Raw genomic sequence first — 25953 nt, 5'->3', positions numbered from 1 at the left:
GTGTACAGAGGGCAAGGACCATACTGGTCGGGTCTTGATCCCCACAGAACGGTTCCATGGCCAAGAACAGCAGCTCCTCCACGACCGTCCCCGGCACCGTGTGGCTGGCACGCGGACGCCACCTCGGGCCCGACCCCGAGCAGGACGTCCGCCGCAACCTGATCGCCCTCAAGGCGGCCGGGGTCCTCGACGACTTCCTGGACCTCGACCCCGTGGAGGCGGCCCGCTCCACCGTCCTGCACCCACGGGAGGAGTCCGCGGCCCCCGGCCCGTCGGCCCGCCGCCTCTTCGAGGCCCGCTGGCGCGCGCCCGACGGCGTCATGGTGCGTGCACAGCTGACCACCTACGAGGCCGGGGCCAGGCGAGCGGGCAACGAGGGAACCACCTGGGTCCTGGCCGCCGAGGCGGAGCAGGCGTGGAACCCCCGATGGCCCTCGCCCGCCACCATGTTCTGGCCCGACAGCGACCGGGTGGCCTGGGACCACGACTTCGTCCTCGGGGTACGCCTGCGGACGGCGAACCACCTCCCCGAGGACCAGAACGAGATGCGCCGCCGCCTGCGGGACTGCTCCCGCGACACGTGGTACATCCACATCGTCGTGCACGAGGCCATGACACCGGACGTGAAGGGACAGCAGCCGCTCACCACGTTCCTGCCGCCGAGCCTGCGCCACCGGGTGATCGAACACCGGGCCACGCCCGCACAGGCACAGACCGCCGACTTCGCGCTGGAACGTGAGCTGGACGTACGACTGCCACGCGGCGGCGCCGTCGTCCTGCCTACACAGCCACGGAGCCCGGACTTCGACGCGGACCACTTCACCGTCCACACCGTCTTCCTGGACGGTTCCGAACCGACCGAACTCCTCGGCCTCGTCGAGGAGTTCGCGGACCTGCCGCGCCCCCTGCCCGAAGGTGCCGAGCAGGCCCTGACGCGGCTGCGCCGGGGCTGGCACCTGCTGACCCCGGACGAGGAACTGGCCCACGCCCAGGCCATGGTCGTCAAATACGCCGAAGCCCTCGAAGCGATGACCAGGTCCTGCGACCTCTACCAGGAGGCCGCCGAGGCGGCACAGGCCGCCCTGGCCGAATTCACCGGCGGCGAAGCCGCGCCCAGGCCACCCGTACCGGAGACAACAAAAAGGACGACCGGCTCCCCCCTGGCCGCCCTCAACGCCCTGAACCCCCTGAGCACCGTCAAAAAGGGACTGGACCGCCTCCGAGCCCCCGACAGACACGACACATGACACCCCCCGCCTGAACGCCCCCCTGTCCGGGACAGCACGTCTCCGCTGCCCGGCTCCGGCCCCGCACGGGTCGCGTGATCAGTCGCTCAGGGCCTCATCGAGGGTGGGACGGCAGTCGATGAGCTGATCGAGGCCGACGATCTGCAGCACCCGCAGAACGGCCTCCTGCGCGCCGGCGATACGCAGCCACCCCTGCGTGCCGCTCGCGTGCCGATGGGCGGTGGCAAGGATGTTGATGCCACTGGAGTCCATGAAGGTCACGCCGCCGAGGTCCAGCACGACCCGCAGCGGCGCCACGCCGTCCCCGACGAGCAGGGCCTCGCTGAGCTGGTCCTTGACGGTGTGGTCGATCTCGCCGCGCAGGATGACCACCCTGATGCCGTCGAGGGCGGCGTGGTCGATCGACAACTGTCCGGGCTGGGCTGCTCCGTGGGTGTCTGTCACCGTTTCCTCGGCTGTCCTCGCTGGTGAAAAGGGGCTCGGCTCGATCAGCGCTGAAAGCCTGCCCCAGTGTTACGGCGAACAGCAGTTCGGTACCTTAGCCGCGAAGTACGCCGGGCATGCGGGCGAGGGTGCGGGGTACACGCAGACGGGTGAACGGGGTAACAGAGAGTGGACACGGCGCAAGCAGTCCCCGCAGGCGAGGATGAGGGTCATGTGATGCCCGCGGCGCCCGCGCTCCAGGACACCATCACCCTGGACGGTGACAGCTCTGTCATCGCCCGGGCACGCCACCGCGCCGCCGACTTCCTCGTCCGCGTCCGGACGGAACAGGGCCTGCCGGTGTCCGCACGCGCGATGGACCTGACCCAACTGGTCGTCAGCGAACTGGTCACCAACGCCCGGAAATACGCACCCGGCCCGGTCCTGATGGAGCTGCGCGTCACCGGGGACCTGGTGGAGGTCGCCGTGTGGGACAGCGCCCCCGCCCTGCCGGAGGCGCGCCCCGCCGACGCGGACCGGATCGGGCAGCACGGCCTGGAGATCGTCATGGCCGTCGCGCAGGGTTTCGAGGTCCGGCGGGAACCGCTCGGCAAGCGGGTCATCGCCCGGATAGCTCTCCTGGACGGTCCCGGCGAACGCCACCCCCGCAGCACGCAGCAACGCCAGTAGCGGCTTGCGCGACGAGCCCGCGGGAGCAGCGGCTGCCACGTCCACCGCGACGGGGCGTCAGGACCACTTCTGCTTGCTCGTGGTGGTGCACGGCATGGTGCGCAGGCCCGCGCTGCTGTCGTCCAGGCAGTGACCGGTGACGGAGTTCCTGAGGGTGACGGCGTCGTCGCCGCCCGCGTTGATCGTCCAGTGCTGGGCGGAGGACGCGGTGCAGTCCTGGATCCGCAGACCGGTGCGGGTGTCGGCGATGCACCTCCCGGTGGCCTGGTCGCGGATCTGACGGGTGCCGTCGGAGACCTCGAGGATGGTCCACCACTGGTAGGGCAGGTGATTGCACTTGAAGGCACGCAGCCCGTAGTCGAGGCTGTCGTCGAGGCAGTTGCCGGTGCTCCTGTTGACGAAGATCTGAGCCGAGGGCGGAGCCTTGCGCGGATTGGACGGGGAGCCACCCGCTTCCTGCCGTTCGCTGCCGGAACCGTGTGCCGGGGACGTGGCGGGCGAGCCGTCCACGAGAAACAGGGCGAGGAGCAGGCCCACACTGGCTCCGGCAGCCGCGAAGGCCCAGCGACTGGTGAGCAGCGCACGCATCCGGTCCCACCGCGTCGAGGCGGAGGGTTGCCGTGTGCCCGCTGCGACGGGCTCCGCAGCGGTGGCGCCCGGGGTTTCGTGAGGGCGGGCCCGCTCCGCGGCCTCCCACAGCGGCCGGTACTCGGCCGGGTCCGCGCCCAGCGCCTGGCACAGGCCGCGCACGACCGGCCACGGCGGGACGGTATCGCCGCGGAAGTACCGGGAGAGCGATGAGTCGCTGATGGCGACCTGCTGTTCGAGAGCGCGCAGGGTACGACCCGAACGCTGCTGCAGTTCGCGAAGCGCCTGGCCCAACTGACGTGCGGGCGAGGGATGCACGGGTGGCCGGTTGCTCATCGCGGTGGTCTCCGAGGGCGTGGAAGTGGTGTCCCGCTGGCTGCGTCAGGTCCCGGGACAGGGACGTCCCAGCAGGTCAGAAATGTATGGATCCCGACATCACCGAAGCAAGCGGGATCGCATGGTCATAGGCGCCCCTACCGATGCAAACTCGGCGTACCGGCTGCGGAGATCACCTCCAAGGGTGAGCGCACCGGCGATCCAGGCCGTGCCGGCGTACGCCGGTCAAGGCCGACTCATCCCTCACTGGAAGGAAACTTCGACATGCGTGTACGTACTGCACTGCCCGCCCTCATCACGCTCGCCGTCACCGGACTGGGACTTGCCGCGGCTGCACCCGCAACCGCCGCGCCCGCCCCGGCCCCGGCATCGGTGTCCGTCGCCCAGGCGGCGGGACACGACGTCTACCGCGGCTGGTACCTGAGCAAGGGCAACTGCGAAGAGGCCGGCCGGGCTGGCGTCACCCGCGGCCACTGGGACAGCTTCAGCTGCGCCCCGGGCCGCGGCGGATTCCTGTGGCACCTCTGGAGCAACCGCTGAAACGCCCCCTTGCCGGGCTCCCCGAGCGGGGGAGCCCGGCAAGGGGCACCACGGCCCGACCACGCTCGTAGCGGCGGTGGCCGCCAGGGGCCGTCGGGCCATGTATCGGTCCGAGCCGGCCTCTATCCGCAGACGTCCTGCTTACGGGAGGGCTCCGGTCTCGGAACGGAGCTCACACTGGGACTCGGGTCCGGGCTGGAACTCCGGAGTGGACTGGGGCTGGGGCTGGGATCCGGGCCGGGGTAGGAATCCGGCCCGGCCGGGGGAGTGGTGGCAGGTGGGGAGCCGAAGGTGAGCGTGGGCGCGGGAAAGTCCTGGGGGCATCCGGCGCCGACGACGCAGAAGCCCGGCGCTTGCGGACGCAGTCGCTGCCGCCCTCCCGCCGCACGGGCCGGGTGGTCGGCCTGGCGGCCCGCGGCAGGCAGCGCGTAAGGGGCGCCAGTGCCGACGTACGCGGTCGTGCACAGGCGAGGGCTGCTGGCGTCCAGAGCGAGAACCAGCACACCCACCAGGCTCGTGGCCGTCAGCGTCCGGCCCGCCCGGGCGAAGACACGCGCTGCGAAGCGACCGGACCCCACCGGCGGACGCGGCGGGACCACGGCCGACGAAGGAGCCTCGCGGGCAAACGGTGGCGCCGAGGGCGCGGCCGCGGGTTCGGGGAAAGCACCCCGCGAGCCCGCCCCCTCGGGATCAACTGCCGGTTCCGGGCCGCCCGATGCAGAGACAGAGGCCGGCGTACGGGCGGAAGCGGGGCGGTGCCGTCGAGGACGCAGTTCGGCGATGACACGCCACTGCTCGTGCCAGGGGGCGAGGGCGGGATGGGTGCGGTCGGGAGGCGGGCAGGACTGGCCATAGGGGTCCCACGACATGAGGGTGCGTACGAGAATGATCAGCTTGTCCAGGCTGACGTAACGGCCGTTGAACGCGGCGTGCTGGGTGGCCGGCGGTAGCGGCACCCCGTCACCGAACAGCTCTCTGGCCCGCGCCTGGATCCTGCGCAACGACGGATCACCCCGCTGCACCTTCAACCGCCGCAGCGCCTGCGCCTGGCGCTCCAGGTGCCCCTCATACAGGCCCGCGCCCTCAACCCGCCCAGCGTTTCCGGAGCTTCCAGCGCTCTCGGCCTTCGTGTCGTACTCGCTCACCGTCGCCCGTCCCCCGTCCAGCTGTGCTGCCGTCCAGCTGTGCTGAGCAGGCTAGAAGGGCCGTGGTGGAACAGCACCGAACTCGGCCGAACAGCCCGCCGGTGTGACACAGGGGCAACGCTGCGTTCGACCGGATAGGAAGAGTGTTCACCCGCACCGGCCTGTTGATCGGGTGTCATCGGATCCGTTCGGCCCGCGCCCGCCGCCGCTCCGTCCGGCGGGACGGTTGCGCCATGAGCACTCCTGAGCCCGCCCGGATCGTCCAGCCCGTCCCACCCGCCCGACCCGACGCCACCACCGCGCCCGAACCGATCAACCGGTCCGCCCCCGTGCCCGCTCCGGTGCCCGCCCCCGGCACCGAGCCGTTTCTGTCCCTGCACACCGCAGTCGTCCTGCTCGCCGCCGCGGTCATCGGCCTGGTGATCGCCGCCCTCACCGTCGTGTCCGGCACCCACCCGGCCACCGCGGCCGTAGCCGGCCCGACCGCCGCCGGCGTCAGCACCACCGCACTGCGCGCCCTCATCCGATGACGACCCCGCCTCACCACCCCTCGAAGGCGATAAGTGCACTGTCGAAGCAACGAAAATCTATGCTCGCTGGAGTAGACATTGGATCGCGTGATGGTTATGGTTTCTCTCGTAGCTGAGATCGAGGAAGCCCGGAGAGACGAACTACCGGGGAGAAGTACGTAGTTCGCAGGACGGTACGGCGGTGGAGTTCCGAAGCCAGAGCGGTTGCAGGACGGCGACGGGACTGACGGCCGGACCGGGTGGCCCGCAGTGATCAGGGGCCGCCAATGAGCAGCACCGCAGTATTCCGTAAGAGAAGCAGTTGAATCATCGAGGGAAGAACGGAGGAGTTGAGCGCCATCAGGATCGCCCGGGCGGATGTCATGACCCCGGGTACCGCAGGACATCGATAGTGAGGTGGTCTCCGGTCGAGCAACCGCGATCCCAGCATCCCCGACAGCAAGTGATTCGGGTCTGCTGAAAACAACAGGCCGGCGCAGTACCAGGGCCGGCAGATGGTGTAGCAGTTCCTTCGGGGCCCTGGTGCCATACGGCACCGGGGCCCCTCAGCGTGCTTCACAGAGAGGTGAGATGACAGCAGACGACGCATACGGCCGTCTCGACGACGACAACTACCCCGCCTACACCATGGGCCGGGCCGCCGAGATGCTCGGCACCACCCCCGGCTTCCTCCGGGCCATCGGCGACGCCCGCCTCATCACCCCGCTGCGGTCCGCCGGTGGTCACCGCCGCTACTCCCGCTACCAACTGCGCATAGCCGCCCGCGCCCGCCAACTCGTCGACCAAGGCACCCCCATCGAAGCCGCCTGCCGCATCGTCATCCTCGAAGACCAACTCGAAGAAGCCCAGCGCATCAACGCCCGACAGCACGTCACCACCCGCGAACCGCACCCGACGACAGCGGCCTGAACTGCCGTACAGCGAGGACCACTCCCGAGCTCTCCCTCGCACGCGGGTGGTCGCAGTGCCCGGCTCAAGCCCCGGCCGCGAGAAGCAGCCCAGAACGGGACGTCCGCGTGAGCGACACATGCGCAACCGCCACTGGTGCCACGGCCCGTGCGGCAAGCGGCCGGGAAACAAACCCGCCGCGCCTCGCCGGGCCGCGGTCACCCGCGAAGACGAACAGCCGCAGCACCAGAAAACGTCCGACCCCCGCGAGGGCGGAAGCGCTGAGGTAGACGACCTGCTCGGTGAGCGCCCCTGACGACGACTGCACCAGATGCAGGACGAACACGGCGAGGGAGGTCACCGCGTAGGCAACTGTGGCCGACCCGGCGGACTGCCAGTGCCGACGCCATCCGGCCCGCCTCCCGGTCCCGAAGGTGAAACGCGCGTGCAACTCGGTGCACAGAACGGTCGACACGACGGTGATCACCGCGTTCGCCACGCCCCAGGGCATCGACCGGGCCAGCAGTGCCACAGCTGCGCTGGAGAAAACTCCGACCCCGCCGCCGCACACCACGAACCGGACGGTGGAAGCGGTCGTTGTCAGCCGGCTACGACGTTGCGTAGTTCCCGGACGGCGCGTTCGTGGTGGTGCTGGGCGGGGATCGCCTCGTACAGGTCCAGGACACGGCGGCGGACCAGGCCGGTGCGGTAGTCCGGGGGCAGTCCGGTCAGGGCGGCGACCGTACGGCGGCACGCCTGCTCGGTGTCGCCGTCGTGGTGGGAACACGCCGCCGTGTCGATGTTCAGCAGGGTGCGCGTCATGGTGCTGGTCGGCGCGGACAGCTCCAGGGCGCGCTCCTGGCTGACGTGGGCGAGGCGGGTGTCCCCGAGCGTGGTGAACGCGTGGCTGAGGTGGACGTGGTGCTTCTGCTCGCCGTACGTCAGCCACGTGTCCGACCGCTCGGACTCAGGGAGCTGGTCCATGAGGGCGTCGGCGGCCTCGAGCGCGGCGCGGGCCTGCTCGCTCTGGTGGTTGAGGGCGTAGGCGCGGGCGGCGACCGCGGACGCCAACACTGCTGCGGCGGTCGGCCGGTGCCCGGCAACGTGACGGGCCCGTTCGGCGAGGCCGGTCGCCGCCTTCGGGGCACCGTAGTTGAGCGGGACCATCGCCTCGCGGGCGAGGACCCAGGCGTGCAGCTGGTCGTCGCCGGATTCGGCGGCGGCCCGGGCAGCGGTGGCGAACCAGGCGCGGGACTCCCGGCGGCTGCCCAGGTCGTGTAAGACGATCGCGGTCATCCCGGCCATCTGCCCGGCCGTCCGGCACAGCCGCGCCCGGACCGGTGCGGGCTGCGGGACGGTGAGCAGCGGGCGCAGGGTCGTGAAGTCGGTGACCAGGTCGGCCAGGACGCGGGTGGGCTGCTGTCCGTGGTAGCCGTACCCATAGCTCTCGGCTGCCGCTTCCAGGTCGGCGAGTTCCTCCAGGGCGCCGGGAGAGAGGGTCTGATCGACGTCGGTCCGGGCGGCGGTGAGCGCGGCGAGGGCCGGAGCGGTGAGGCCGGCGGCCAGCGCGCCGCGCAGCAGGTTGCGGCGTTTCATCGGGTCATCTCCATGCTGGGACTCCGTGCTGAGGACGGCGGTGTCTTCCCAGGGTTGCGCAGCAAGCCCCAGGAGGGCACCGGGAATGCGCAGACCGCCCGCGATTCGCTCGACAGTTGCCAGCGCGGTGACAGCTGCGGTGCCCCGGGCGATCTGGCTGACGCGATCGGATTTGAGCGCGCACGCCTCCGCGATCCGGTTGAAGGAGATCCCTGCGTCGTGGGCCATCGCGAACACCGTGGTGAAGTCCCGCTCGCGCAGGGCCCGGACGAACACGTGGTCGGCCAGTAGACGGCGCGGTACTTGGGCGGGTGACGGCGGTAAGTCGTCCACAAGTCCCCCTGAAAGCCCGTGGAATGACAGTGCGTCAACCCAACGACCATACCCACCGTGGGGGCCCCGTCACGGGGTTATCGCCAGGGTCCGCCGCGGCTGTACTGGGGGTGTTCGCGGCCGCGGCTGTCCAGGGCCCGGCCACCAACCCCGCAGGAGGATTCCATGCAGAGTCCCGCCACGCCCCCGCCCGCCACGTCCGGGCCGTCGACCGGCGGTTTGGTCCGCTCCCGCCGGCAGATCGTCGCCGCCCGGGGCCGCAACGCCATCCCCTCGGACGGCGGCGGCACCGGCAAGAGCGACGGCAACGACTGACCGATCGGGAGCCCTGACGCGATGACGGATCTGTCCATCGCGGCGTGCCTGGGCGAGGACTTCCTCGCCCAGGCACTGCCCCGCGAATACCGCCACGTACGCGGCGCACTCGACGTCGCCGGACTGATGACCTGGGACGACCTCAACCGGGTCCTGGCCGCACACCGGCTGGAGCCGCCGCGCATGCGGCTCTCCTGCGACGGCGAGACGCTGCTGGTCGGCGGCTACACCACACCGGTGGCCACGCGACGGCACACGGTGTGGCACCGCCTCCACCCCGCCGAACTGCACGCCCGCCTCCAGGAGGGCGCCTCGCTCGCCCTGGACAGCGTCGACGAACTCCACCCGCCCATCGCCCGCCTCTGCGAAGCGATCGAGCGCGAACTGCGCACCCGCGTGCAGGCGAACCTGTACGCGTCGTGGACCAGTACCGAGGGCTTCGGCGTTCACTGGGACGACCACGACACCGTCATCGTCCAGCTGGACGGCGCGAAACGCTGGCGGATCTACGGCACCACCCGCCCGTTCCCGCTCTACCGCGACATCGAGGACCCCGGCGAGGCGCCCACAGAGCCGGTCGCCGACCTCGTCCTGCATCCCGGCGATGTTCTGTACGTGCCGCGCGGCGTGTGGCACGCAGTCTCCGCCGACCAGGGCACCCGCTCGCTGCACGTCACCTGCGGACTGCAGACCCACACCGCGACCGACCTGATGGCGTGGGTGTCCGAGCAGCTGCTCACGCACGAGGACTGGCGCCGCGACCTGCCCCTGCTCGCTGCGCTGGACGTCCAGGCCGGCGCCGTGGACGGGATGCGCAAGCGGCTCGCGGAACTGCTGGACGCCCCGACGCTGCTTGCCCGCTACCGGGCCGCGATGGACGGACAGGCCGTCGGCCGGATGGTGCCGAGCCTGCCGTACATCGACGGCGTCCCCGCCAGCCCCGGCCTGCGGGTGCGGCTGACGACCGCCCGCGCGGTGCTGGAGGTCGGCGAGGACGTGGTGACGCTGTCCGCCGCCGGGAGCACGTTCGAGTTCGCCCCCGCGGCGGAGGCCGTACTGCGCCCGCTGGTCGACGGCCGCACCATCAACCTGGCCACGCTCGCCGACACGGCCGGCCTCGCCCTGGAGGACGTCGCCGGGCTGGTCCAGGAGCTCGTTGCTGGGCAGGCCGCGACGGTGGGGAGCCTGCTGTGACGGCACAGCTCGCTCTGGGCACCTACCGGTGCAGGGCGATCCCGGAGGCGGCCGTCCGTGCGGCCGCCTCCGGCGCGCAGTGGATCGACACCGCCCCCAACTACGCCACCGGCAGCGCTCATGACTTGCTGGCCCCGGCGCTGGCCGCCCACCCGTCCCTGCGGATCGCGACGAAGGCCGGCTACTTCACCGCGGCCACCGGTGCCGATGCCGTGAGCGCTGGTGTCCTCACCGGGGACCAGGCCAGGGCCGGGCACAGCCTCATCCCGGACTATGTGCGCTGGCAGATAGGCCGCAACCGCGAGCAGCTCGGGCGTGAGCGGCTGGATCTGGTCCTGCTGCACAACCCGGAGCGCGCCCACCCCGGCGACCGTCCCGCCTTGCATCGCGCGATGCGGGAGGCGTTCGTCGTCCTCGAGGAAGCCGTGGCAGCCGGGAACGTGGCCGGGTACGGCATCGCCACGTGGGCGGGCCTGGAAAAGGAAGCGTTCACGGTGGGAGAGCTGCTCGCCCTGGCCGCCGAAGCAGCGGGCGGCCGAGACCACCTGGTCGCGGTCCAGCTGCCGGTCAGCCTCGTGATGATGACGCCGATCGTCCAGGCCCTGCACGGCCGGGGGCCGCTCCCGGCCGCCGCCGGGGCGGGGCTGCGGGTGATGGCCTCTGCTCCGCTGCATGGCGGTGAGCTCCCCGCCATGGTCGACCAGGAGCTCGCCGACCTCATCCGACCGGGCCTGACCCCCGCACAGGCGTGCGTTCTGGCGGTCGCGTCATGCCCCGGAGTGACGGACGTCCTTCTGGCCGCCTCCGGTGCGCCACACTGGAGTCAGGCGGCCGACGCCGTTGCTCAACCCTCGCTGACCGCCGCCAAGTTGCGGGAGATCACTGGTGTACTCGCCTCCCCCTGACCTCGGTACCAAACAGCGCATGCGCACCCGCCATGCTCGCGCCGCCCAGGCGCTGGACGTACGAGTCGAGCCGGGCGGGGAGTTCTGGGGTTGGGCCGGGCGCACCCTGAGTGCCCCGGCCCGCACCGCCACCGGGCAACAGGCGTGGCTGCGGCTCGTGTCCGCCCCGGAGGACAAGGCGTCGGGGAAGCTGTGGGACGGCGCCCTCGACGCACAGCACGCCTTCGGGGACCTTGACGGGCGCCGGCCCGCCCTCCTGGCTGTCCACGACGCCGTCGACGACGGCACCGCCTACCGGGCGGAGCTGTCGACCCGCGTCGACCAGCCGGTCCTGTCCGACGACCCGGTGCTCCAGCGCGACCTCCAGCTTCCGGACTCCTGGTGGCAGGACCTTGCCGCGACGCTGGAGAAGGTGGCGGCCGCTGACACCGACCGCGTCGCCGTACGGCAGCAGTACATGGACCGGGCGATCGCCGAGTTCGTGGGCATCCCGGCCCCGGCCGTGACCTGCTGGACCGCCGCTCACTCCGACCTGCACTGGGCTAACGTCACCGCGCCGCTGAGGCTTTTGGACTGGGAGGGCTGGGGGCGCGCGCCGGAGGGGTTCGACGGCGCCACGCTCTACGCCTACTCGCTGCTTCAGCCGGACACCGCCGCCCGCGTCCGTACCGTCTTCCCTGTCCTGGGCAGTCCGGCCGGCCTCGCTGCCGAAGCGACCGTGTGCGCGCAGCTGCTCCAGACCGTGGCCCGCGGCGACAATCTGGTCCTCGAAGACCAGCTTCAGGAGTGGGCGGGGGAGCTCCGCCACCGCTGACCGAGTTCCCCGGTGCCCTCATGCGTGCCGAGTTGATCAGCCCGCCCATCCGATGTCACGGACCTCGATCGTTGCGGCGTGCGGCAGGAACTGGATCCAGCACCGCTTCCCGGATCTCCTCCACGGATCCCGGGTCACGCACGTCGGGCCAGGCTCGCGGATCCATCCGCGCGACCTCCACGAGCGCCAGCACCTCCTGCCGGGCCCGGTCGTCCGGCAGCTGCGCTATGACCTCCACCGCGAGCTCCTCCACCACCACGCCGTACCGCATCCCGTACACCCCCGTGTGATCGACTCGGGCAGCAGCGTACGGAGGAACCGCCGATCCCGTTGCGGCCTGTGGATAACCCGGGTCGGGGATGGTTCTCAACTCGACTTTCGCCCATGTCCCTGGCTGGAGTGAAGGAGAAGGGACGGACGAAATGGGCGGCGCGGGCCGCGCTCAGCCGGTTGTGCGTCGGCCGGGGATGCCGCGCCCGTGCCGCGGTATCAGGGTACTGAGGTGCAGCGCCGGAGGCTGGCAAGCAGTTTGGTTACCGGGCCGGTCACATCAGCCGGCCTGCCGGGTGGCCGCCGGGGTCGTCGGCCAGCACGATCGCGGCTTTGACGCGCTTGCCCACCGGGTCGCGGCGGATCTCGAAGCTGCGGCACACGGCCATCACGATCTCCAGGCCGTGCTTGCCGATCCGGTGCGGATCGGCTTCCCGGGGCACCGGCAGGGCAGGATCGCTGTCCCAGACGCTGATTTCCACGGCGCCGTCGCTGACCTCCAGATCCAGCAGGCACGGGCCGGGCGCGTACTTGTGCGCGTTGGTCACCAGCTCACTGACTACCAGCTCCGCCAGGCCCATCGCACGCTCCGACACCGGGATCCCGTGAACGGCCTGCACTTCGATCATGAAACGGCGGGCCGCATCCCGGGCTTTAGCGATTCGCTCCCCGCCCTCCAGGGCGACTGCGGACAGTAGGGGACGATCAGCCGACAGCTGATCCTCGTCTTCGTGCACCACTGGCTCCACACCGTCACCCTCGTCCTGAATAACCCGGCCAAGGGCGTTCGTCTACCCCCGAAACCGGACCACATGCAACCCGCGCCTCGCGGGGGCTGTCAGCTTGGTGGCGACGTCAGGCGGGGGATGTGGGTGGGGGCGAGGGCGGGTGCGGTGCCGGCGGGCGGGGTGCCGCTTCCGGTTGGAGGCGTCGCGGGCGATGTCGACGCCGACTTCCACCACAGGCTCGGGTTCCACCAGCGTGACGACCAGTTTTTCCTGGCTGCCCCACCCGGCGGTACAGCGACGCCCCTCATGCAGAAACCATGGGCCGGCCCGATGAGGGGTGGTCAGGCGTTCAACGCCTGCTCGACGGTGGGGTGGCTTGGAATGACGGTGTCGACGCCGACCATCTGCAGCACACGTAGGACGGACTCCTGGGCACCGGCGATGCGCAGCCACCCTTGAGCCTGGCTTACTTTCCGGTGGGCGGTGATGAAGACGTTGATCCCGCTGGAGTCCATGAATGTCACACCGCTGAGATCCGCCACGATCCGCAGGGGCGGCGTCATCCCGTCTTCACAGGCCAGCGCCTGGCCAAGGGTGTCCTTGACGTTGTGATCGATCTCGCCGTGCACGGTCACCACGAGGACGCCGTCGACCACTTCGACCTTGACGGAGAACCGGCCCGGCCGGTCTTCCTTCTGGATGTTGCTCACGGTCTCCTCGACTGTGCCTAGGCCGGCCCGGGCAGGGCGTGCGCGGATGATTCTGCCCCACCGCCCAGGCAGAATGCGCCCGGTTGCCTGCCGAACCACGTGCCTCTGCCATGTATGCAGGGAGGGTGGGTACTCGCGCACTCGTGTACGGGGAATGAGGGCGAGGCCAGTGGGATCCCATGCCGACGGTGGCGGCTGTAGGGCCGCGAACGGATACCTGATGCGCGCCGGCTACGCCCTGAGCGGGTACGACGGCTGCATCGCCGAAGCCCGCCACCATGCCGTCGCCTTCCTCGAGAAGGCCCGGACCGACCATGGCCTGCCCGTGCCTGCTCGCGCGAGGGACCTCACCCAACTGGTGGTCAGTGAGCTGGTCACCAACGCCCGCAAGTACGCTCCAGGCCCTGTCCTGCTGGAACTGTGCATCAATGCCCGCGCCGTGGACGTTGTCGTGTGGGACAGCGACCCCACCGTTCCCGCGGCCCGGGCCGCTGATCCCGACCGGATCGGCCAGCACGGCCTGGAGATCGTCAAGGCTGTCACCGAAGCCCTGTTCACCGAGCAGGAGCCGGTCGGCAAGCACATCACGGCCCGCATCGCCCTGTCCGACGGCCCCGGTGGACACGCCACCAGTGGCCACCCCGAGTAACGGACAGCGCGCCCCTCTTGGCCCGTCGCCTTGCCATGACGGCCTGCCCCAGACACGTCCCAAGGGGCGGGCAGCCTGACATCCCTTGGGGCCCGGCCGGGGCGCGCGGTGCAACGAGACCGCGACGCGTCACGCCTGCGCCGGCCGGTCTCCGGTTGGCACCCTCGGCCTGGGCGGACCCCATCTGTGCTCCTATCGCTACTCGATGGCCGATACCCCACCGTCGGACACGCAGAAAACCTGTGCTGGCTGGAGTAGACATTGGGTGGTGGTGTGGTTATGGTTTTCCTCGTAGCCCAGAGAGACAGCAGGGCCTGGCAGACACGAACTGCCAGGCAGCAGTACGTAGTTGCAGTGCGCAGGACGGTGCGGTGGTGGAGTTCCGAAGCCAGGGTTGCAGGACGGTGACGGGACTGACGACCGGACCGGGTGGCCCGCAGTGATCAGGGGCCGCCGTGAGCAGTACCGCAGTGGCAGTACCCGCAAGTGAAGTTCGCAGTACCCAGCAGTGCAGTCAGTGAGCGGTACCTCGGTGAAGGCGTCGGCTGCGGACGCGCGCACCGGGAGGTTCGGCAGTGGGGTTCTAAGCCAGAGCAGATGCAGGACGGGCGACGGGGCTGGCTGCCGAAGAGTGGCGCTGTGACAGGCCACGGAGCAGGTCGCATCACCAGCAGTACGCAGTAGAGCAGTACCAGCATTGAGGGAATGAACGGAGGAATTGGGCGCCATCAGGATCGCCCGGGCGGCTTGTTGAGTCCGGGTACCGCAGGACATCGATAGTGAGGTGGTCTCCGGTCGAGCAACCGCGATCCCAGCATTCCCGGCAGCATTCCGGTCGGGCGTGCGGTAACAGAAGGCCGGCGCAGTAAGGACCGGCAGATGGTGTAGCAGTTCCTTCGGGCCCTGGCGCCGCACGGCGCCAGGGCCCTCCACGCGTGCCACAGAGAGGTCAGATGACAGCAGACGACTCGTACGGCCGTCTCGACGACGACGACTACCCCGCCTACACCATGGGCCGGGCCGCCGAGATGCTCGGCACCACGCAGGGCTTCCTGCGCGCCATCGGCGACCACCGCCTCATCACCCCGCTGCGCTCCGAGGGCGGACACCGCCGCTACTCCCGCTACCAGCTGCGCATCGCCGCCCGCGCCCGGGAACTCGTCGACCAGGGCACCCCGACCGAGGCCGCGTGCTGCATCATCGCCCTCGAGGACCAGCTCGAGGAAGCCCAGCGCATCAACGCCGAACACCGCCGTAGCGCAGCCCTGCACACAGCCGCCACCTGATACCCGGTCCGCGATGCCGCGCCCAACCGCACACTTCCGCCCTTTCAAGAATATGAGCGCATGATCGCCGAAGGCACTGAGCCGCCGTCCCACGGACGGGAGCCCCAGCCCGGCCCGGGCAACCCGCCCGACACCCTGCGCATCCCGGCGATTGGTGCGTCTCCCGTCGCAACAGGCCGGCTGACTGCCGCCACCGGCCTGGAAGGCGGGGCGGAGCGCGCGGCGGCTGCGCTGAAGCCGCGGATGCGCGGCTGGCTGCACGCCGGCGTCTTCCCCCTGGCGCTCGTCGGCGGGATCGTCCTGATCGCTGTTTCACGCACGGGCGCGGCGGTGGCGGCCTGCGCGGCGTACGTGCTGTCGGCCTGCCTGCTGTTCGGCACCAGCGCGGTCTACCACCGCGGAACGTGGGGCCCGCGCGGGGAGGCGGTCCTACGGCGGCTGGACCACGCGAACATCTTCCTGATCATCGCCGGCACCTACACACCGCTGGCGGTACTGCTGCTGCCCGAAGGCCGGCAGAGGGTGCTGCTGACGGTGGTGTGGGCGGGCGCGCTGGCCGGGATCGCCTTCCGCGTCCTGTGGATCGGGGCTCCCCGCTGGCTGTACACCCCGTGCTACATCGCGCTGGGCTGGGTGGCCGTCTTCAATCTGCCCGACTTCGCGCACGCCGGCGGCATCGCGGTCGTCGTCCTCGTCGTCGCCGGCGGTCTGCTCTACACCGGGGGCGCCGTCGTCTACGGACTCAAGCGCCCGGACCCCTCCCCGGCCTGGTTCGGCTTCCACGAGGTCTTTCACGCTCTGACCATCGCTGCCTTCACCGCGCACTACACCGCCATCCTCCTCGCAGCCACCTAGTAACGGTGTTCGAGGGCAGAAGTCGGGCCCGGTGGTGCAATGTGACCTCTCCGGGTACCGGGACCGGTACTGATCTCCCGCGTCTTTCCGAGCGAAGCCCTGAGCGTCATCGAGCAATGGAGGAGCCGCTGTGACCGTAGAAAGGCCGGACGGCGGGCGGACCGCTCGTCTTCACCGGGGCGAAAGTGGCCGGGGCAGGGCGATGACGTTGGCGGGGACGTTGGAGGCGGCGGAGGCCGCGGCGCCCGTGGAGTCGCTCGACGTGGTCGCGCGCATGCTCCAGGAGCGCCTCGGGGCGGTGTCGGTGTCGTTCCTGATCACCGACTTCACCGGCAGTTCGGTCGTACGGCTGGGGGCGGCGGGCAGCGTTGACACCGACGAACCCGCCCGGCGCATCACGCTGCGGGGCACCCTGTACGACAATGTGATCCGTACCCAGCGGCCGGGCGTGGAGGACAAGGGCGAGGGCGCTCTGGTGCGGATCGTGGCCCCGGTGACCAACCGCGGGGACGCCATCGGACTCCTCGAACTCTTCCTGCCCGCCGCGCCGGACGCGGAGACGATGCGGGAGATCGGCGAGACCGCGCACGCTCTGGCATACATTGTCATCGCCAACCGGTCCCACACCGACGTGTACCAGTGGGGCCGCCGTACCGTCCCCCTGAGTCTGGCCGCGGAGATCCAGCACCGGCTGCTCCCCGCGTCACTGGCCTGCGAGGCGGCGCAGTTCGCGGTGGCCGGAGCGCTGGAGCCGGCCGACCACGTCGGGGGTGACACCTTCGACTACGCGATCGACCGGGACACCGTCCAGCTCTCCGTCACCGATGCCATGGGGCACGATGTCGACGCCGCCCTGCTGGCCACCCTTGCGGTGGGCGCCCTGCGCCGGGCCCGGCGGGCCGGTGCCGATCTCGCCGAACAGGCCCGCCAGGCCGACCAGGCCATGCGCGAGCACGGCCACAGGGGCTACGTCACCGGCCAGCTCCTGCGCATCAACCTGATCGACGGCAAGACCGAGTTCATCAACGCCGGGCACCCCTGGCCGCTGCGCATGCGGAACGGCCAAGTACAGGAGATCACTCCGACTGTCGACATGCCGTTCGGCTTCGACGCCCCTCATACCTACCGGGTCCAGTCACTCGACCTGCGTCCGGGCGACCGGCTGGTGATGCTCACCGACGGCATGCTGGAGCACAACGCAGGCACCCTCAACCTGTCCGACCTGATCGTGCGCACCCGCCCGCTGCATCCCCGCGAGGCCGCCCGCACCCTCATCGCGGCGATCGTCGACGCCAACGACGGCCACCTGCAGGACGACGCGACCGTCATGTGCCTGGACTGGCACGGCACCAACCACTCCCAGCGAGACGCCGCCACCGGCGCCGACCTCACCGACGCCTCACACGCGTCAGGGACGGGACGGACCACTCCCGAGCGATGACCCTGGGCGTTTGGTGGCGACCCGGCCAAGCAGCGGAAGGCCCTTGCTGCGCAACGTCGCCGTCAGAAGGTCGGGATGTCGGCGGGGGAGAGGTCGGGGCGGGCACGGTGCCAGCGTGCGGGATGCCGCCACCGGCCGGAGGCGTCGCGGGCGACGTCGACGCCGACTTCCACAACCAGCCCGGGTTCCACCAACGTCACGTTCAGCTTCTCCCGGCTGCCCCACCCGGCAGAGAACGACCAGCCTGTCCACGGATGACCGCGCCGCCCCGCAGCGAGCAGACCGGCGAGCGCCGCACCTGCCGCCTGGGCGAGGGAGGTGGTGCGCCCGACGTACTGAAAGCGTCCTCCGTCGGCGTACCTGCCGAGCAGCAGCGTGCGGGGAACGGCCAGAGAACCGGTGATCGCGCCGACGATCGCCTCGCTCGTCTCTCACGGACCTTGTATTTCTGCCAGCCCCTCGCCGACGGGCGGTAGGCGTCGTCCAGTCTCTTGAAGACCACTCCCTCCATCCCGACCGACGCCCACGTCAGCCACTCGCGCACGACGTCGGCCTCGGTGGTCGACGGACACAGCGCCCACGGCGCCGACAACCGGCGGGCGGCGAACACGGATGCAAGCGCGACCCTGCGCCGCCGATACGGCCAAGAGGTGGTGTCCGTCCCGGACAGGCGCAGCAGATCGAACGCGACGAAGTGGGCCGGCCATTCCTCAGCCGCCCGGATTGCTCCGGCTCCGCGCCGCTGCAGCCGGTTCTGTAGCCGCTCGAACGCGAGGCGGCCCGCGGCATCCCATACGACCAGCTCGCCGTCCAACGCGGTCGCGTCCGGCAGCTGTACGGCCCCGGCCACGACCTCCGGAAATGCCGGCCCCATCTCGGTGCCGCGCCTGGAGCGCAGCACTACCTGGCCCGCGTCGACGGAGACGAGAGCCCGAAAGCCGTCCCACTTTGGCTCCGCAGCACAGCCAGGCCGCAGATCGGGTACGGGCACGGGGATGGTCAGCATCGGCTCGGGCAGCGTCCATGTCACACCCGATTCCTTCCACCAAGAACTCTGATGCTGTCCTGCTGCTACCACCAGACCCAGCTGAAGCGTGCGCGTTGCGTCTCCCGGCCTTCACGCTGAGCAAGCCGGGATGATATGACTACGTTGCGTGATCTTGCGGGACGGATCAGTGTCGGGGGGCGGTGAAGTGTGGCTGGGGAGCTGGAGCCAGGCAGTGATGGGGCGAGGCCAGTCTTCGAGAACATTCCGGAGCCGGCCTCGCCTCCGGTGGTGGTCACCACTCCGCAGGGCGCTCCTACTTTCACGCCGCAACAGCTCCTGGCCCACGTCTACAAGGCCGACGACTGGGAGGACTTCACCGTCGAATGGGTCCGGGCATTCGGCCTGTGGAACGGGCGCCCCTATCTGCGGGTGAAGAGAATGGGCGGGGCAGGCGACCGAGGAGCGGACGTCGCGGCCTGCCTGACTCCGCAGGGCACCGCCGGTGAGTGGCACTGCTACCAGTGCAAGCACTACAGCAAGGCGCTGACGCAGAGCGATGCGTGGCCCGAGATGGTCAAGATCTTCACGGCGAAGGTGCTGGGTGAGTACGAGCTGCCCACTCGGTACGTCTTCGTGGCACCGAAGATCGGCCAGACCCTTGATCGGCTCCTCCTCCACCCCCCGAAACTGAAGAAGGACTTCCTCGAAGCCTGGGACAAGGCGGACTCCAAGCTCGGGGCGGACCTTGACCTGGTCGTACGCCAGGCGGTCGGGGACCTCGCTCGACAGACGGAATTTTCGATGTTCGAGGCCGCAGACATCGACAACATCCTTGAGCTGCACGCGACGACCCCGCACCACGTACGGCGCTTTCCGGAGCGGCTGAGGCCGCGTCCAGATGCTGATCCGGCGCCTGCGGAACAGAGAGCTGACGAGGCCGTGTATGTGCAAAAGCTCCTGGACGTCTACAACGAGAAGTACGGCCTCAGCCTGGAGACCCTTGCCCAGGCTCGCGAGCACGAGCGGATCAACCGGCACCTGGCTCGCCAGCGCGAGGCGTTCTTCCACGCAGACGCGTTGCGGGTCTTCGCCCGCGAGAGTGTTCCCGAGGCCACGTACAAGAAGATCGAAACGAACCTGTACAACGCCGTGGTCGACATCGAGGACCGCGACTACAACTGCGGACACGAGCGCCTGGACGCAGTGCTGGACGCCGCCGCAGCCCACCAGCCCAACCCACACAACATCCTCGCCCCCGTCGTGGAAGTCCTCGATCTCAAGGGGCTCTGCCATCATCTGGCGAACGACCACAAGCTGACTTGGTGCAAAGAGGAGTCCGCGTGAATCCTCTCAACAGCCCCCTGGAAGTCGGCGTCCGCGCCTTGGTCCTGCTGTCCGAGACTTTCCCCCGCCGCCTGGACGTCGCCCAGCTCGTCTACCTCGATCACGCGATGCTCCACAGCGGTGACCTCACCGACGGCCCGTCCAGCCTCCACCCCAAGCTTCCCGTTGGTCCTGGCGAACTCGGCATGCGTCGGCGCCTCATCGAACAGGGACTCGTCGTGCTGATGCGCGCCGGCCTGGCCGACATGATCGCCACCGACGACGGCTTCCTCTACGGGGCCACAGAGGAGGCCGCCAGCTTCCTCAACGTCCTGGAAGCCCCCTACGTCGGGCTGCTCACGAAACGGGCCTCCTGGCTAGTCAGCACCTATATGCACGAAGAAACGGACGTCCGCGACGGCATGAAGCAGATCACTCAGCGCTGGTTCGACCGCCTCACCGCTGACACTCCTCACCCAGCCGAAGGGGACGTGCTGTGAACAGGCTGACGCTGGTACACCTGACATTCCTCGGGGTGGGCAAGCCTCCCGCGACCGTTGAGTTCAGCCCGGGCCTGACTGTCATCTACGGCGCTTCTGAGCGTGGCAAGTCCTACGTAGAGAAGTCCGTGGACTACATGCTCGGTGCCAGCGAGCTCAAGCCCATCCCGGAGGACGAGGGCTACAGTCGCATCCTGCTCGGGCTGCGAGCAGACGACGGCAGGGTCCTGACCCTCTCCCGTGGGCTCGCGGACAGCACTATCGACGTGTTCAACCGGGATCTGCGACAGCTCACCACGGCGCCGGCCGACGCCACGCTCGGCTTCAAGCACAGTTCGACCTCCCAGCGAAACATCTCCCGTTACCTCCTCAAGGCGTTGGGGATCGACGGACTGAAGATCCTGCGGAACTCACGCGGTGAAGTACGACTGCTCAACTTCCGGGACCTGGCTCGGCTGTCCGTCATCAACGACTCGCGTATGGGCGGTGAGCGGTCTCCGGTCCTCACTACGGGGCTGCCGCAGAACGAGACCAGCGAGAAGTCAGTCCTTAAGCTCCTCCTCACCGGACAGGACGAGCCAGTCGGCCCGACTGCTCCCGGCACTGTGGAGAAGAAGGTCGGCAAGGGCCAGGTCGAGATCCTTGACCGCCTCATCGATGACAACCGCGGAAAGCTCACCATCGCCGCAAATCAGTCCGAGCTACGTGAGCAGCTGGCCCGCCTGCAAAGCTCACTGGACAACGCCACTTCCCGATCCAGTCAGCTCATCGCTTCTCGCTCCGCGCTCCTACAGCGTCGCCGCGCCCTGGAAGCCAGCGGCAGCGCCAATCAGCAGCGCGCCAGCGAAGTGCGTCAACTTCTAGCCCGGTTCTCACTGCTACGGGAGCAGTACGAGTCAGATCTCGAACGCCTGCGCATGGTCGGCGAAGCAGGAAATCTCCTGGGCTACTTCCAGACCGGAACCTGCGTCTTTTGCGGTGCAGAACCAGAGCATCAGCACCCTGGGCATCACCTTGCTGAGACAACGCAACTGGTCGCAGCTGTAGCTGCCGAGACTCGGAAGACCACCGAGCTGCACCGCGACCTTCTCAGCACGATCGAAGATCTTGAGGCTCAAACGGCAGATCTGAACGCGGAAAGCGCCCTCCACGATGACCAGCTCACAGGCATCGACAGTGAACTGCGCGCACTCGAGGAGCAGCTCGAACCACTCACGACAGACACCAGCGAGGTCCTCGCGGCTCGTTCACGCCTGGAGCAGGAGCTGGCCATCCACGCCCAGATCGAGCAGCTCGAGGAGATGAAGGCATCACTGTCGAATGCCCTGCCCGCCCCGCCGCCGGTCAGGTCAGACGGCATTCCCGCTGCCGACGTTTCAGACTTCGAGCAGGCGATTCATCAAACGCTTGAAGCCTGGCATGTCCCCGGGGAGAACCGGGTCACCTACAACCCGACGAGTGCAGAGATCGCAGTTGACGGGCGCCCCCGGGGTAGCCGAGGCCACGGCATGCGGTCCATCATCCATGCGGCTTTCGTCGTATCGCTGGCACGCCGCAACCGAGCTCGCGGATTCATCCACCCCGGATTCGTGATGCTCGACTCGCCTGTCGTCACTTTCCGACAGGCCGAAAACCGGGAAACCGATCCAGAGCTGATGACCTACGACGTAGTCGAGCACTTCTACCGAGACCTGCTCGACAACCCCCCGGGACAGGTCATCATCATTGAGAACGGCACTCCGCCCGCCGCCGTCACCGAACGTGCCAGGATCTACGCCTTCAGCGTCGACGGTTCAGAGCGTCTCGGCTTCTTCCCACCACGAGATCACACATCGACGGACTGAACACCAGATTTGGGGGTGCGGCCGACCACTGTCTGCGGCGGCCAGCCGCACCCCCAACGCGCTACGCCCACTCCATGCCCAGCTTCCGCAGCGCGTCCAGCTGCTCCGCTGTGAGCTTGTCGCGCCTCGATTTGGTGTTCGAGACCCATACGCCCAGTTTCACGACTACCTGCTCCGGGTCGCCGTCGACCGTGATCTGTTCGCTAGCCTCGCGCGGCACCGGCCGGTCTGCGCCTTCTCGCTCCACCCATTGTGTGAGGGCCGCCAGGCCGCGCTGGAACGCCTGTTGCGCCTTGCTCGGACCCTTCGCCGCACGTCCGGCCGCCGGGGCGGCAGACGGCTCCTCAAGCGGCTTCACGCCCAGCACGGTCAGCCGCTCCTGCTGCTCGGGCAGGAGCCGCGCCCAGGTGCCCGGCTGGGTCTGCTGCTGGAGCCACTTGCCGATGTCGTCGCCGTCCATCAGCACGCCGGGTGCGATGTCGGGCAGGCTGCCGTCGGCGTCGACCAGGTCCGCCAGCACGCGGTAGTGCCGCTGCCAGTCCAGCGGCCAGGGGCAGTTCCAGTCCGGGTCGATCGCGGTCAGCTGCGCCGCGCGCACGGCGGCCCGCTCCGGGTCCTTGCCCAGGCCGTTCTTCGCGCCTTTCCGCCGGAGGTTGGCCATGTACTGGCCGATGGGCACCATCGCCTCGCCCTCGCCCCAGACCGCGTCCTGTCTCGGGGCGAGGTGCCCGGTGGCCCGCCGGTACGAGCGCAGCGCGGCGAGCTTGGCCTCCCGCGCCTCTTCGCCCGGCTCCCAGACCATCCCGGCCTCGGGGGTGTCCAGCAGGGTCTTGCGCCGCTCCTCCAGTTCACCTGCCCGCAGTGCCTTCCGCTGCTGGTGGACCCAGTGCCCCAGCGGAAACGCCTTCGTCGCCCCGACCTCGACCTCGACGTCGTAGGGAACGGCGTAGAGGCCGGTGATCTCGTTCTCCTTCCGCCAGCGGAGCAGGGCCTGGTAGCCCTCCAGCCACACCAGCGACTCCGGCCGGTAGACCCGGGTGCGCAGGAACGCCGCGATCGTCGCCGCATCGCGCGGGCTGGAGAAGTGCAGCAGCGCCGCTTCGGCAGCGGCCTGCGTGTCGTCTTGGCCCTCGCCGTCACCTTCGCCGCCGGCCCCGACGATCTGCCCGTCTTGGTCACGCCGGACGTGGACCTTGCGTTTCCCGCTGGTGAGAGCGCGGGAGGCGAGCTGCTCGACGAGTCGTTCATCATGACTGCGGAGTCCTTGGAGGACCGCTACAAGGGGGCGGAACGAGGCGGAGGCGACCATGTCCTGCGGGTCCTCGCCGGGCTCCAGGAACACCGGCACGATGATCCGCGCGACCTTCGTGCTGCCGTCCTTGTTGAGGCGCAGCGCTCGACCGATGTTCTGCACGATCTCCACCTGCGAGCCGCGGGTGTCCGCGAAGCACACCGCCTCCACGCCCCGCTCGCCCGTGATGTCGACGCCCTCCCCGAGCACGCGCACGCTGGCGAGGAACGCCCGGTGGACCCGGCGCCCGGCCGCGTCGATGCCGTTGGCGAACTGGCGCAGGACCTCGCGCCGTTCGCTGACGAGGTGGTCGCCGCACAGCCATGCCGACCACGCCCGGTCCGGCGGTACGTGGCGGCCGGCCTCGAGTTCGTAGAACTCCGCGTCAATCGAGGACTTCGGCAGCTTGTCCGCAGCGGCCAGGTCGTCGTCGGTGGCGTCGTTGACGTACAGCTCGGCTGCTGTCTCGGAAAGTTTCTCCGCGAACGCGGCGGCCTCCTGCACCTTCTGGTGGAACGTCATGACCGTACGGAGGTTGTGCGCGGCGGCGTGCCCCAGGAGCGCGGTCTGCAGCAGGGCCAGGCGCCGGCCCCGCGTGCAGCGCGGCCGTGCATGCGCAGCGCGAGTGAGCACGGGGGTGCACATTCGGCTGCGCAACTGTGTGGCGTCCATGGTCGTCCTGGCGGTACGGCTGCGGCGGGCCGTGGTCGGGGTGGTGCCCGTTCTGGCCGGCGGTGTTCGCACGCGGCCTGGGTGGAAGCAGCGAGCCCCCGGGGGGCGTCATCACCGGGGGCTCGCTTACGCATTCCACGCGGGGGACGGGAAACACGCTTCGTCAACGTCAACGACGTCGCGTGCGCCCCGGTCACGGCCTGCCCGCAGTCACTGTGTGCCCCTTCGTCCGCTGACCCCCGACCATGGGCGTGACCTGCCGTGGTCATGGTCATGGTCGGGGCGACCACGTCACGCCCGGTGGGGGCCGACCGCTCTGCCCGGTGGGCCCCAACCGGTCGGGGCCCACCGGGGCAGTGAGGGGTGGTCAGGTGGGCCAGGGGTTGAGCCAGCTCACTCTCCGGTCGGGGTGTTGTGCGGGCCTCCACACGGCTGCTGACGGCCCCTCGCGTAGCAGGTCGGTCATGGCCGCTGACAGCACGGGTACCTCGTGCAGGAAGCGGTGCGGGAGGGGTTCGCGGGTGGCTGCGCGCAGGGCCCGTACCCGGTGTTCGATGCCGGCGGGCCCGGTTGCGTCGAGGACGAACAGCAGTCGGGGGAAGATCGGGTACCGCTTGCGCCATGCCTCTTGGTCTTGCTGCGCGGCCGGCTGTGTCCCGTACCCGCGGTGGCGCCCGCCCGGCACGGGGATGTGGCGGTGGAGCCGGGCGTAGGCGCCGACCTTGGCGGCCAGGCGCTCGGGTCCCATGGTGGCGCGGTCGACTTCCACGAACGCGCGCAGCATCACCCCGCCCTCGTCACGGCCGGTTTCGCGGGTGCGGTAGTACACCAGCGCATCGGGGATCACCGCCTCTCCGCTGCCGAGTGGGTGGTGGACTTCGGGTATCCAGTCCAGCGGCCGGCAGATCTCCCCGCGCCGCCGGGCGTCCTGCACGAAGGCGAGCCCGACCTCGGTCACAGTGAGCCCGTGTCCGGTCTTTAGCCGCACCGCGGTCCGGTCGCCGGCATACCGCCGTGCCGGCAGATCACGTAACTCCGGCCAGGTGGCGGCGATCCGCGCCCCGTACCCGGTGGCGAACCACACCCGCATCCGCCCCGCCTGCGCCAGCGTGATCCGCTCCACCAGCCCCTCGCCGCGCAGCTTCATCAGCCGGCGCCGGGTCTGCTCGATCCGCACCCCGGGAGCGGTCAGCAGATGCAGCTGCTCGGTCGTCGCCATCCGGTACTGCGCCAGCACCGCCAGCACCAGCCGGTCTGTGCCACCCGCGTCCACATTCACCATCGCTGCCTCCGCGACACGGCAGCGCCCTCGGTGCGGGCGCCGCGCTTGTCCTGCCACGGCAGCAGCCGGCCCCGACCGGTTCGCTTACCACGAAGGCCCGACCACGGTCACGATCCGACAACACCACCCCCGACCGGGCCCAGAACCCCGCCCCCGACCGGTCCGACAACTGTCTGCACCCCACCCGGCGTCAGACGGCGAAAGTGCAGGTGACCATGGGTGGTGAGCGGTGGTCGCCAGCCCGACATCCCCCTGTGTGCACCTCTCCACCTCCGCCCGGACCAAGAAAGAAGACGGGAAGGGCGGGGCGGGCCGGTGCACCCCGGGGGATCGGGGCGCCGTCCTCTTGTTGCGCGTCGGCTCCGCCTCCGCGCCGTACACGTCGGACCAGACCGACGTGTACGGGAAAGCGGGGGAACGGAGCGAGGGCTGGCAGCAGAGCTCCGAGCGCGCAGGTGTGGGTGATGACAAGGGACTGCCAGCGCGGGACAGCGTCTCTTCACACAGCCAGCCCTCCCGCGAGCGCGGCCGCCAGGCCGTGGATGGCCACCGGCGCACGGGAGGGAGGAC

26 protein-coding genes and 1 pseudogene are annotated in these 25953 nt (G+C 69.8%); 16 read left to right on the top strand and 11 right to left on the bottom strand.

Annotated features, from left to right (window positions below):
• Positions 1-56: 56 nt before the first annotated feature.
• On the top strand, positions 57-1247 hold the full coding sequence (locus ACFYXC_RS29340; protein WP_389554950.1) for a hypothetical protein: 1191 nt from the start codon (positions 57-59) through the stop codon (positions 1245-1247).
• Positions 1248-1325: 78 nt separating this feature from the next.
• Here the strand turns inward: ACFYXC_RS29340 and ACFYXC_RS29335 are convergent, their stop codons facing one another.
• Positions 1326-1691, bottom strand: coding sequence for an STAS domain-containing protein (locus ACFYXC_RS29335; RefSeq protein WP_388915983.1), 366 nt, complete (start codon positions 1689-1691; stop codon positions 1326-1328).
• 216 nt (positions 1692-1907) lie between these two features.
• On the opposite strand from ACFYXC_RS29335, the gene ACFYXC_RS29330 reads away from it, so the two are divergent.
• Positions 1908-2360 (top strand): ATP-binding protein, encoded by a 453-nt coding sequence (locus ACFYXC_RS29330; RefSeq protein WP_389554947.1) that lies wholly within the window; start codon positions 1908-1910, stop codon positions 2358-2360.
• Positions 2361-2417: 57 nt separating this feature from the next.
• On the opposite strand, the gene ACFYXC_RS29325 is transcribed toward ACFYXC_RS29330, so the two are convergent.
• Positions 2418-3284 carry a helix-turn-helix domain-containing protein gene (locus ACFYXC_RS29325; protein WP_389554945.1) on the bottom strand — a complete coding sequence of 289 codons (867 nt, stop codon included), beginning with the start codon at positions 3282-3284 and terminating at the stop codon, positions 2418-2420.
• 264 nt (positions 3285-3548) lie between these two features.
• Here ACFYXC_RS29325 and ACFYXC_RS29320 point away from each other — a divergent pair, with 264 nt between their 5' ends.
• From ACFYXC_RS29320 to ACFYXC_RS29310, 3 genes are all read left to right on the top strand, one after another.
• A complete protein-coding gene (locus ACFYXC_RS29320; RefSeq protein WP_389554943.1) occupies positions 3549-3824 on the top strand; it encodes a hypothetical protein in 276 nt (91 codons plus the stop codon).
• A 1378-nt stretch (positions 3825-5202) separates the two neighbouring features.
• Complete coding sequence (locus tag ACFYXC_RS29315) at positions 5203-5499, top strand: hypothetical protein (protein ID WP_389554941.1); 297 nt, start codon at positions 5203-5205, stop codon at positions 5497-5499.
• 570 nt (positions 5500-6069) lie between these two features.
• Positions 6070-6408 carry a MerR family transcriptional regulator gene (locus ACFYXC_RS29310; RefSeq protein ID WP_388915998.1) on the top strand — a complete coding sequence of 113 codons (339 nt, stop codon included), beginning with the start codon at positions 6070-6072 and terminating at the stop codon, positions 6406-6408.
• 64 nt (positions 6409-6472) lie between these two features.
• Here the strand turns inward: ACFYXC_RS29310 and ACFYXC_RS29305 are convergent, their stop codons facing one another.
• Entirely contained in the window at positions 6473-6961 is a 489-nt protein-coding gene (locus ACFYXC_RS29305; protein WP_389554939.1) for a hypothetical protein, read from the bottom strand.
• A gap of 26 nt (positions 6962-6987) precedes the next feature.
• Entirely contained in the window at positions 6988-8316 is a 1329-nt protein-coding gene (locus tag ACFYXC_RS29300; RefSeq protein ID WP_389554937.1) for a hypothetical protein, read from the bottom strand.
• 165 nt (positions 8317-8481) lie between these two features.
• On the opposite strand from ACFYXC_RS29300, the gene ACFYXC_RS29295 reads away from it, so the two are divergent.
• From ACFYXC_RS29295 to ACFYXC_RS29280, 4 genes are read left to right on the top strand one after another with little or no spacing between them, the layout of a single operon-like run.
• A complete protein-coding gene (locus tag ACFYXC_RS29295) occupies positions 8482-8631 on the top strand; it encodes a hypothetical protein (protein ID WP_319256329.1) in 150 nt (49 codons plus the stop codon).
• 21 nt (positions 8632-8652) lie between these two features.
• Complete coding sequence (locus ACFYXC_RS29290; protein WP_389554935.1) at positions 8653-9825, top strand: JmjC domain-containing protein; 1173 nt, start codon at positions 8653-8655, stop codon at positions 9823-9825.
• The gene (locus ACFYXC_RS29285; protein WP_389554934.1) at positions 9822-10730 is read left to right on the top strand and encodes an aldo/keto reductase; all 909 of its coding nucleotides are present in this window, start codon (positions 9822-9824) and stop codon (positions 10728-10730) included. The genes ACFYXC_RS29290 and ACFYXC_RS29285 overlap by 4 nt, the downstream gene beginning before the upstream one ends.
• Positions 10731-10749: 19 nt before the next feature.
• Positions 10750-11544 (top strand): hypothetical protein, encoded by a 795-nt coding sequence (locus ACFYXC_RS29280; protein ID WP_389554932.1) that lies wholly within the window; start codon positions 10750-10752, stop codon positions 11542-11544.
• Between the two features lie 55 nt (positions 11545-11599).
• Here the strand turns inward: ACFYXC_RS29280 and ACFYXC_RS29275 are convergent, their stop codons facing one another.
• The 3 genes from ACFYXC_RS29275 to ACFYXC_RS29265 form a co-directional block, all read right to left on the bottom strand.
• On the bottom strand, positions 11600-11815 hold the full coding sequence (locus ACFYXC_RS29275; protein WP_389554931.1) for a hypothetical protein: 216 nt from the start codon (positions 11813-11815) through the stop codon (positions 11600-11602).
• 274 nt (positions 11816-12089) lie between these two features.
• Entirely contained in the window at positions 12090-12551 is a 462-nt protein-coding gene (locus tag ACFYXC_RS29270) for an ATP-binding protein (protein ID WP_389554930.1), read from the bottom strand.
• A gap of 332 nt (positions 12552-12883) precedes the next feature.
• Positions 12884-13252, bottom strand: coding sequence for an STAS domain-containing protein (locus ACFYXC_RS29265; RefSeq protein ID WP_389554929.1), 369 nt, complete (start codon positions 13250-13252; stop codon positions 12884-12886).
• Positions 13253-13472: 220 nt separating this feature from the next.
• On the opposite strand from ACFYXC_RS29265, the gene ACFYXC_RS29260 reads away from it, so the two are divergent.
• The 4 genes from ACFYXC_RS29260 to ACFYXC_RS29245 all read left to right on the top strand — a co-directional run bounded on the left by ACFYXC_RS29260 (position 13473) and on the right by ACFYXC_RS29245 (position 17483).
• On the top strand, positions 13473-13901 hold the full coding sequence (locus ACFYXC_RS29260) for an ATP-binding protein (protein ID WP_389554928.1): 429 nt from the start codon (positions 13473-13475) through the stop codon (positions 13899-13901).
• Between the two features lie 953 nt (positions 13902-14854).
• On the top strand, positions 14855-15187 hold the full coding sequence (locus ACFYXC_RS29255) for a MerR family transcriptional regulator (RefSeq protein WP_389554926.1): 333 nt from the start codon (positions 14855-14857) through the stop codon (positions 15185-15187).
• Positions 15188-15247: 60 nt separating this feature from the next.
• Positions 15248-16042 carry a hemolysin III family protein gene (locus ACFYXC_RS29250; protein ID WP_389554925.1) on the top strand — a complete coding sequence of 265 codons (795 nt, stop codon included), beginning with the start codon at positions 15248-15250 and terminating at the stop codon, positions 16040-16042.
• 202 nt (positions 16043-16244) lie between these two features.
• Positions 16245-17483 carry a PP2C family protein-serine/threonine phosphatase gene (locus tag ACFYXC_RS29245; RefSeq protein ID WP_389554923.1) on the top strand — a complete coding sequence of 413 codons (1239 nt, stop codon included), beginning with the start codon at positions 16245-16247 and terminating at the stop codon, positions 17481-17483.
• 62 nt (positions 17484-17545) lie between these two features.
• On the opposite strand, the gene ACFYXC_RS29240 is transcribed toward ACFYXC_RS29245, so the two are convergent.
• Together ACFYXC_RS29240 and ACFYXC_RS29235 are read right to left on the bottom strand one after the other, a co-directional pair.
• Complete coding sequence (locus ACFYXC_RS29240; RefSeq protein ID WP_389555055.1) at positions 17546-17854, bottom strand: hypothetical protein; 309 nt, start codon at positions 17852-17854, stop codon at positions 17546-17548.
• Between the two features lie 128 nt (positions 17855-17982).
• A pseudogene (locus ACFYXC_RS29235) lies at positions 17983-18489 on the bottom strand (ATP-dependent DNA ligase); the annotation flags it as partial.
• Between the two features lie 270 nt (positions 18490-18759).
• Here ACFYXC_RS29235 and ACFYXC_RS29230 point away from each other — a divergent pair.
• Genes ACFYXC_RS29230 through ACFYXC_RS29220 form a run of 3 tightly spaced genes read left to right on the top strand, consistent with a single transcriptional unit; the run spans position 18760 to position 22138 of the window.
• On the top strand, positions 18760-19815 hold the full coding sequence (locus ACFYXC_RS29230; RefSeq protein ID WP_389554921.1) for an ABC-three component system protein: 1056 nt from the start codon (positions 18760-18762) through the stop codon (positions 19813-19815).
• A complete protein-coding gene (locus tag ACFYXC_RS29225; RefSeq protein WP_389554919.1) occupies positions 19812-20294 on the top strand; it encodes an ABC-three component system middle component 2 in 483 nt (160 codons plus the stop codon). The genes ACFYXC_RS29230 and ACFYXC_RS29225 overlap by 4 nt, the downstream gene beginning before the upstream one ends.
• The gene (locus tag ACFYXC_RS29220; protein WP_389554917.1) at positions 20291-22138 is read left to right on the top strand and encodes a hypothetical protein; all 1848 of its coding nucleotides are present in this window, start codon (positions 20291-20293) and stop codon (positions 22136-22138) included. The genes ACFYXC_RS29225 and ACFYXC_RS29220 overlap by 4 nt, the downstream gene beginning before the upstream one ends.
• 61 nt (positions 22139-22199) lie before the next feature.
• Here the strand turns inward: ACFYXC_RS29220 and ACFYXC_RS29215 are convergent, their stop codons facing one another.
• On the bottom strand, positions 22200-24062 hold the full coding sequence (locus ACFYXC_RS29215) for a Helicase associated domain protein (protein ID WP_389554915.1): 1863 nt from the start codon (positions 24060-24062) through the stop codon (positions 22200-22202).
• Between the two features lie 406 nt (positions 24063-24468).
• The gene (locus ACFYXC_RS29210; RefSeq protein ID WP_389554913.1) at positions 24469-25383 is read right to left on the bottom strand and encodes a replication-relaxation family protein; all 915 of its coding nucleotides are present in this window, start codon (positions 25381-25383) and stop codon (positions 24469-24471) included.
• Positions 25384-25953 lie beyond the last annotated feature (570 nt).

This window comes from Streptomyces sp. NPDC002701, assembly GCF_042889045.1.
Taxonomy (GTDB): Bacteria; Actinomycetota; Actinomycetes; order Streptomycetales; family Streptomycetaceae; genus Streptomyces.
The sequence above is the reverse complement of the archived record's forward strand: the minus strand, read 5'-3'. Positions and strand labels throughout refer to the sequence as shown.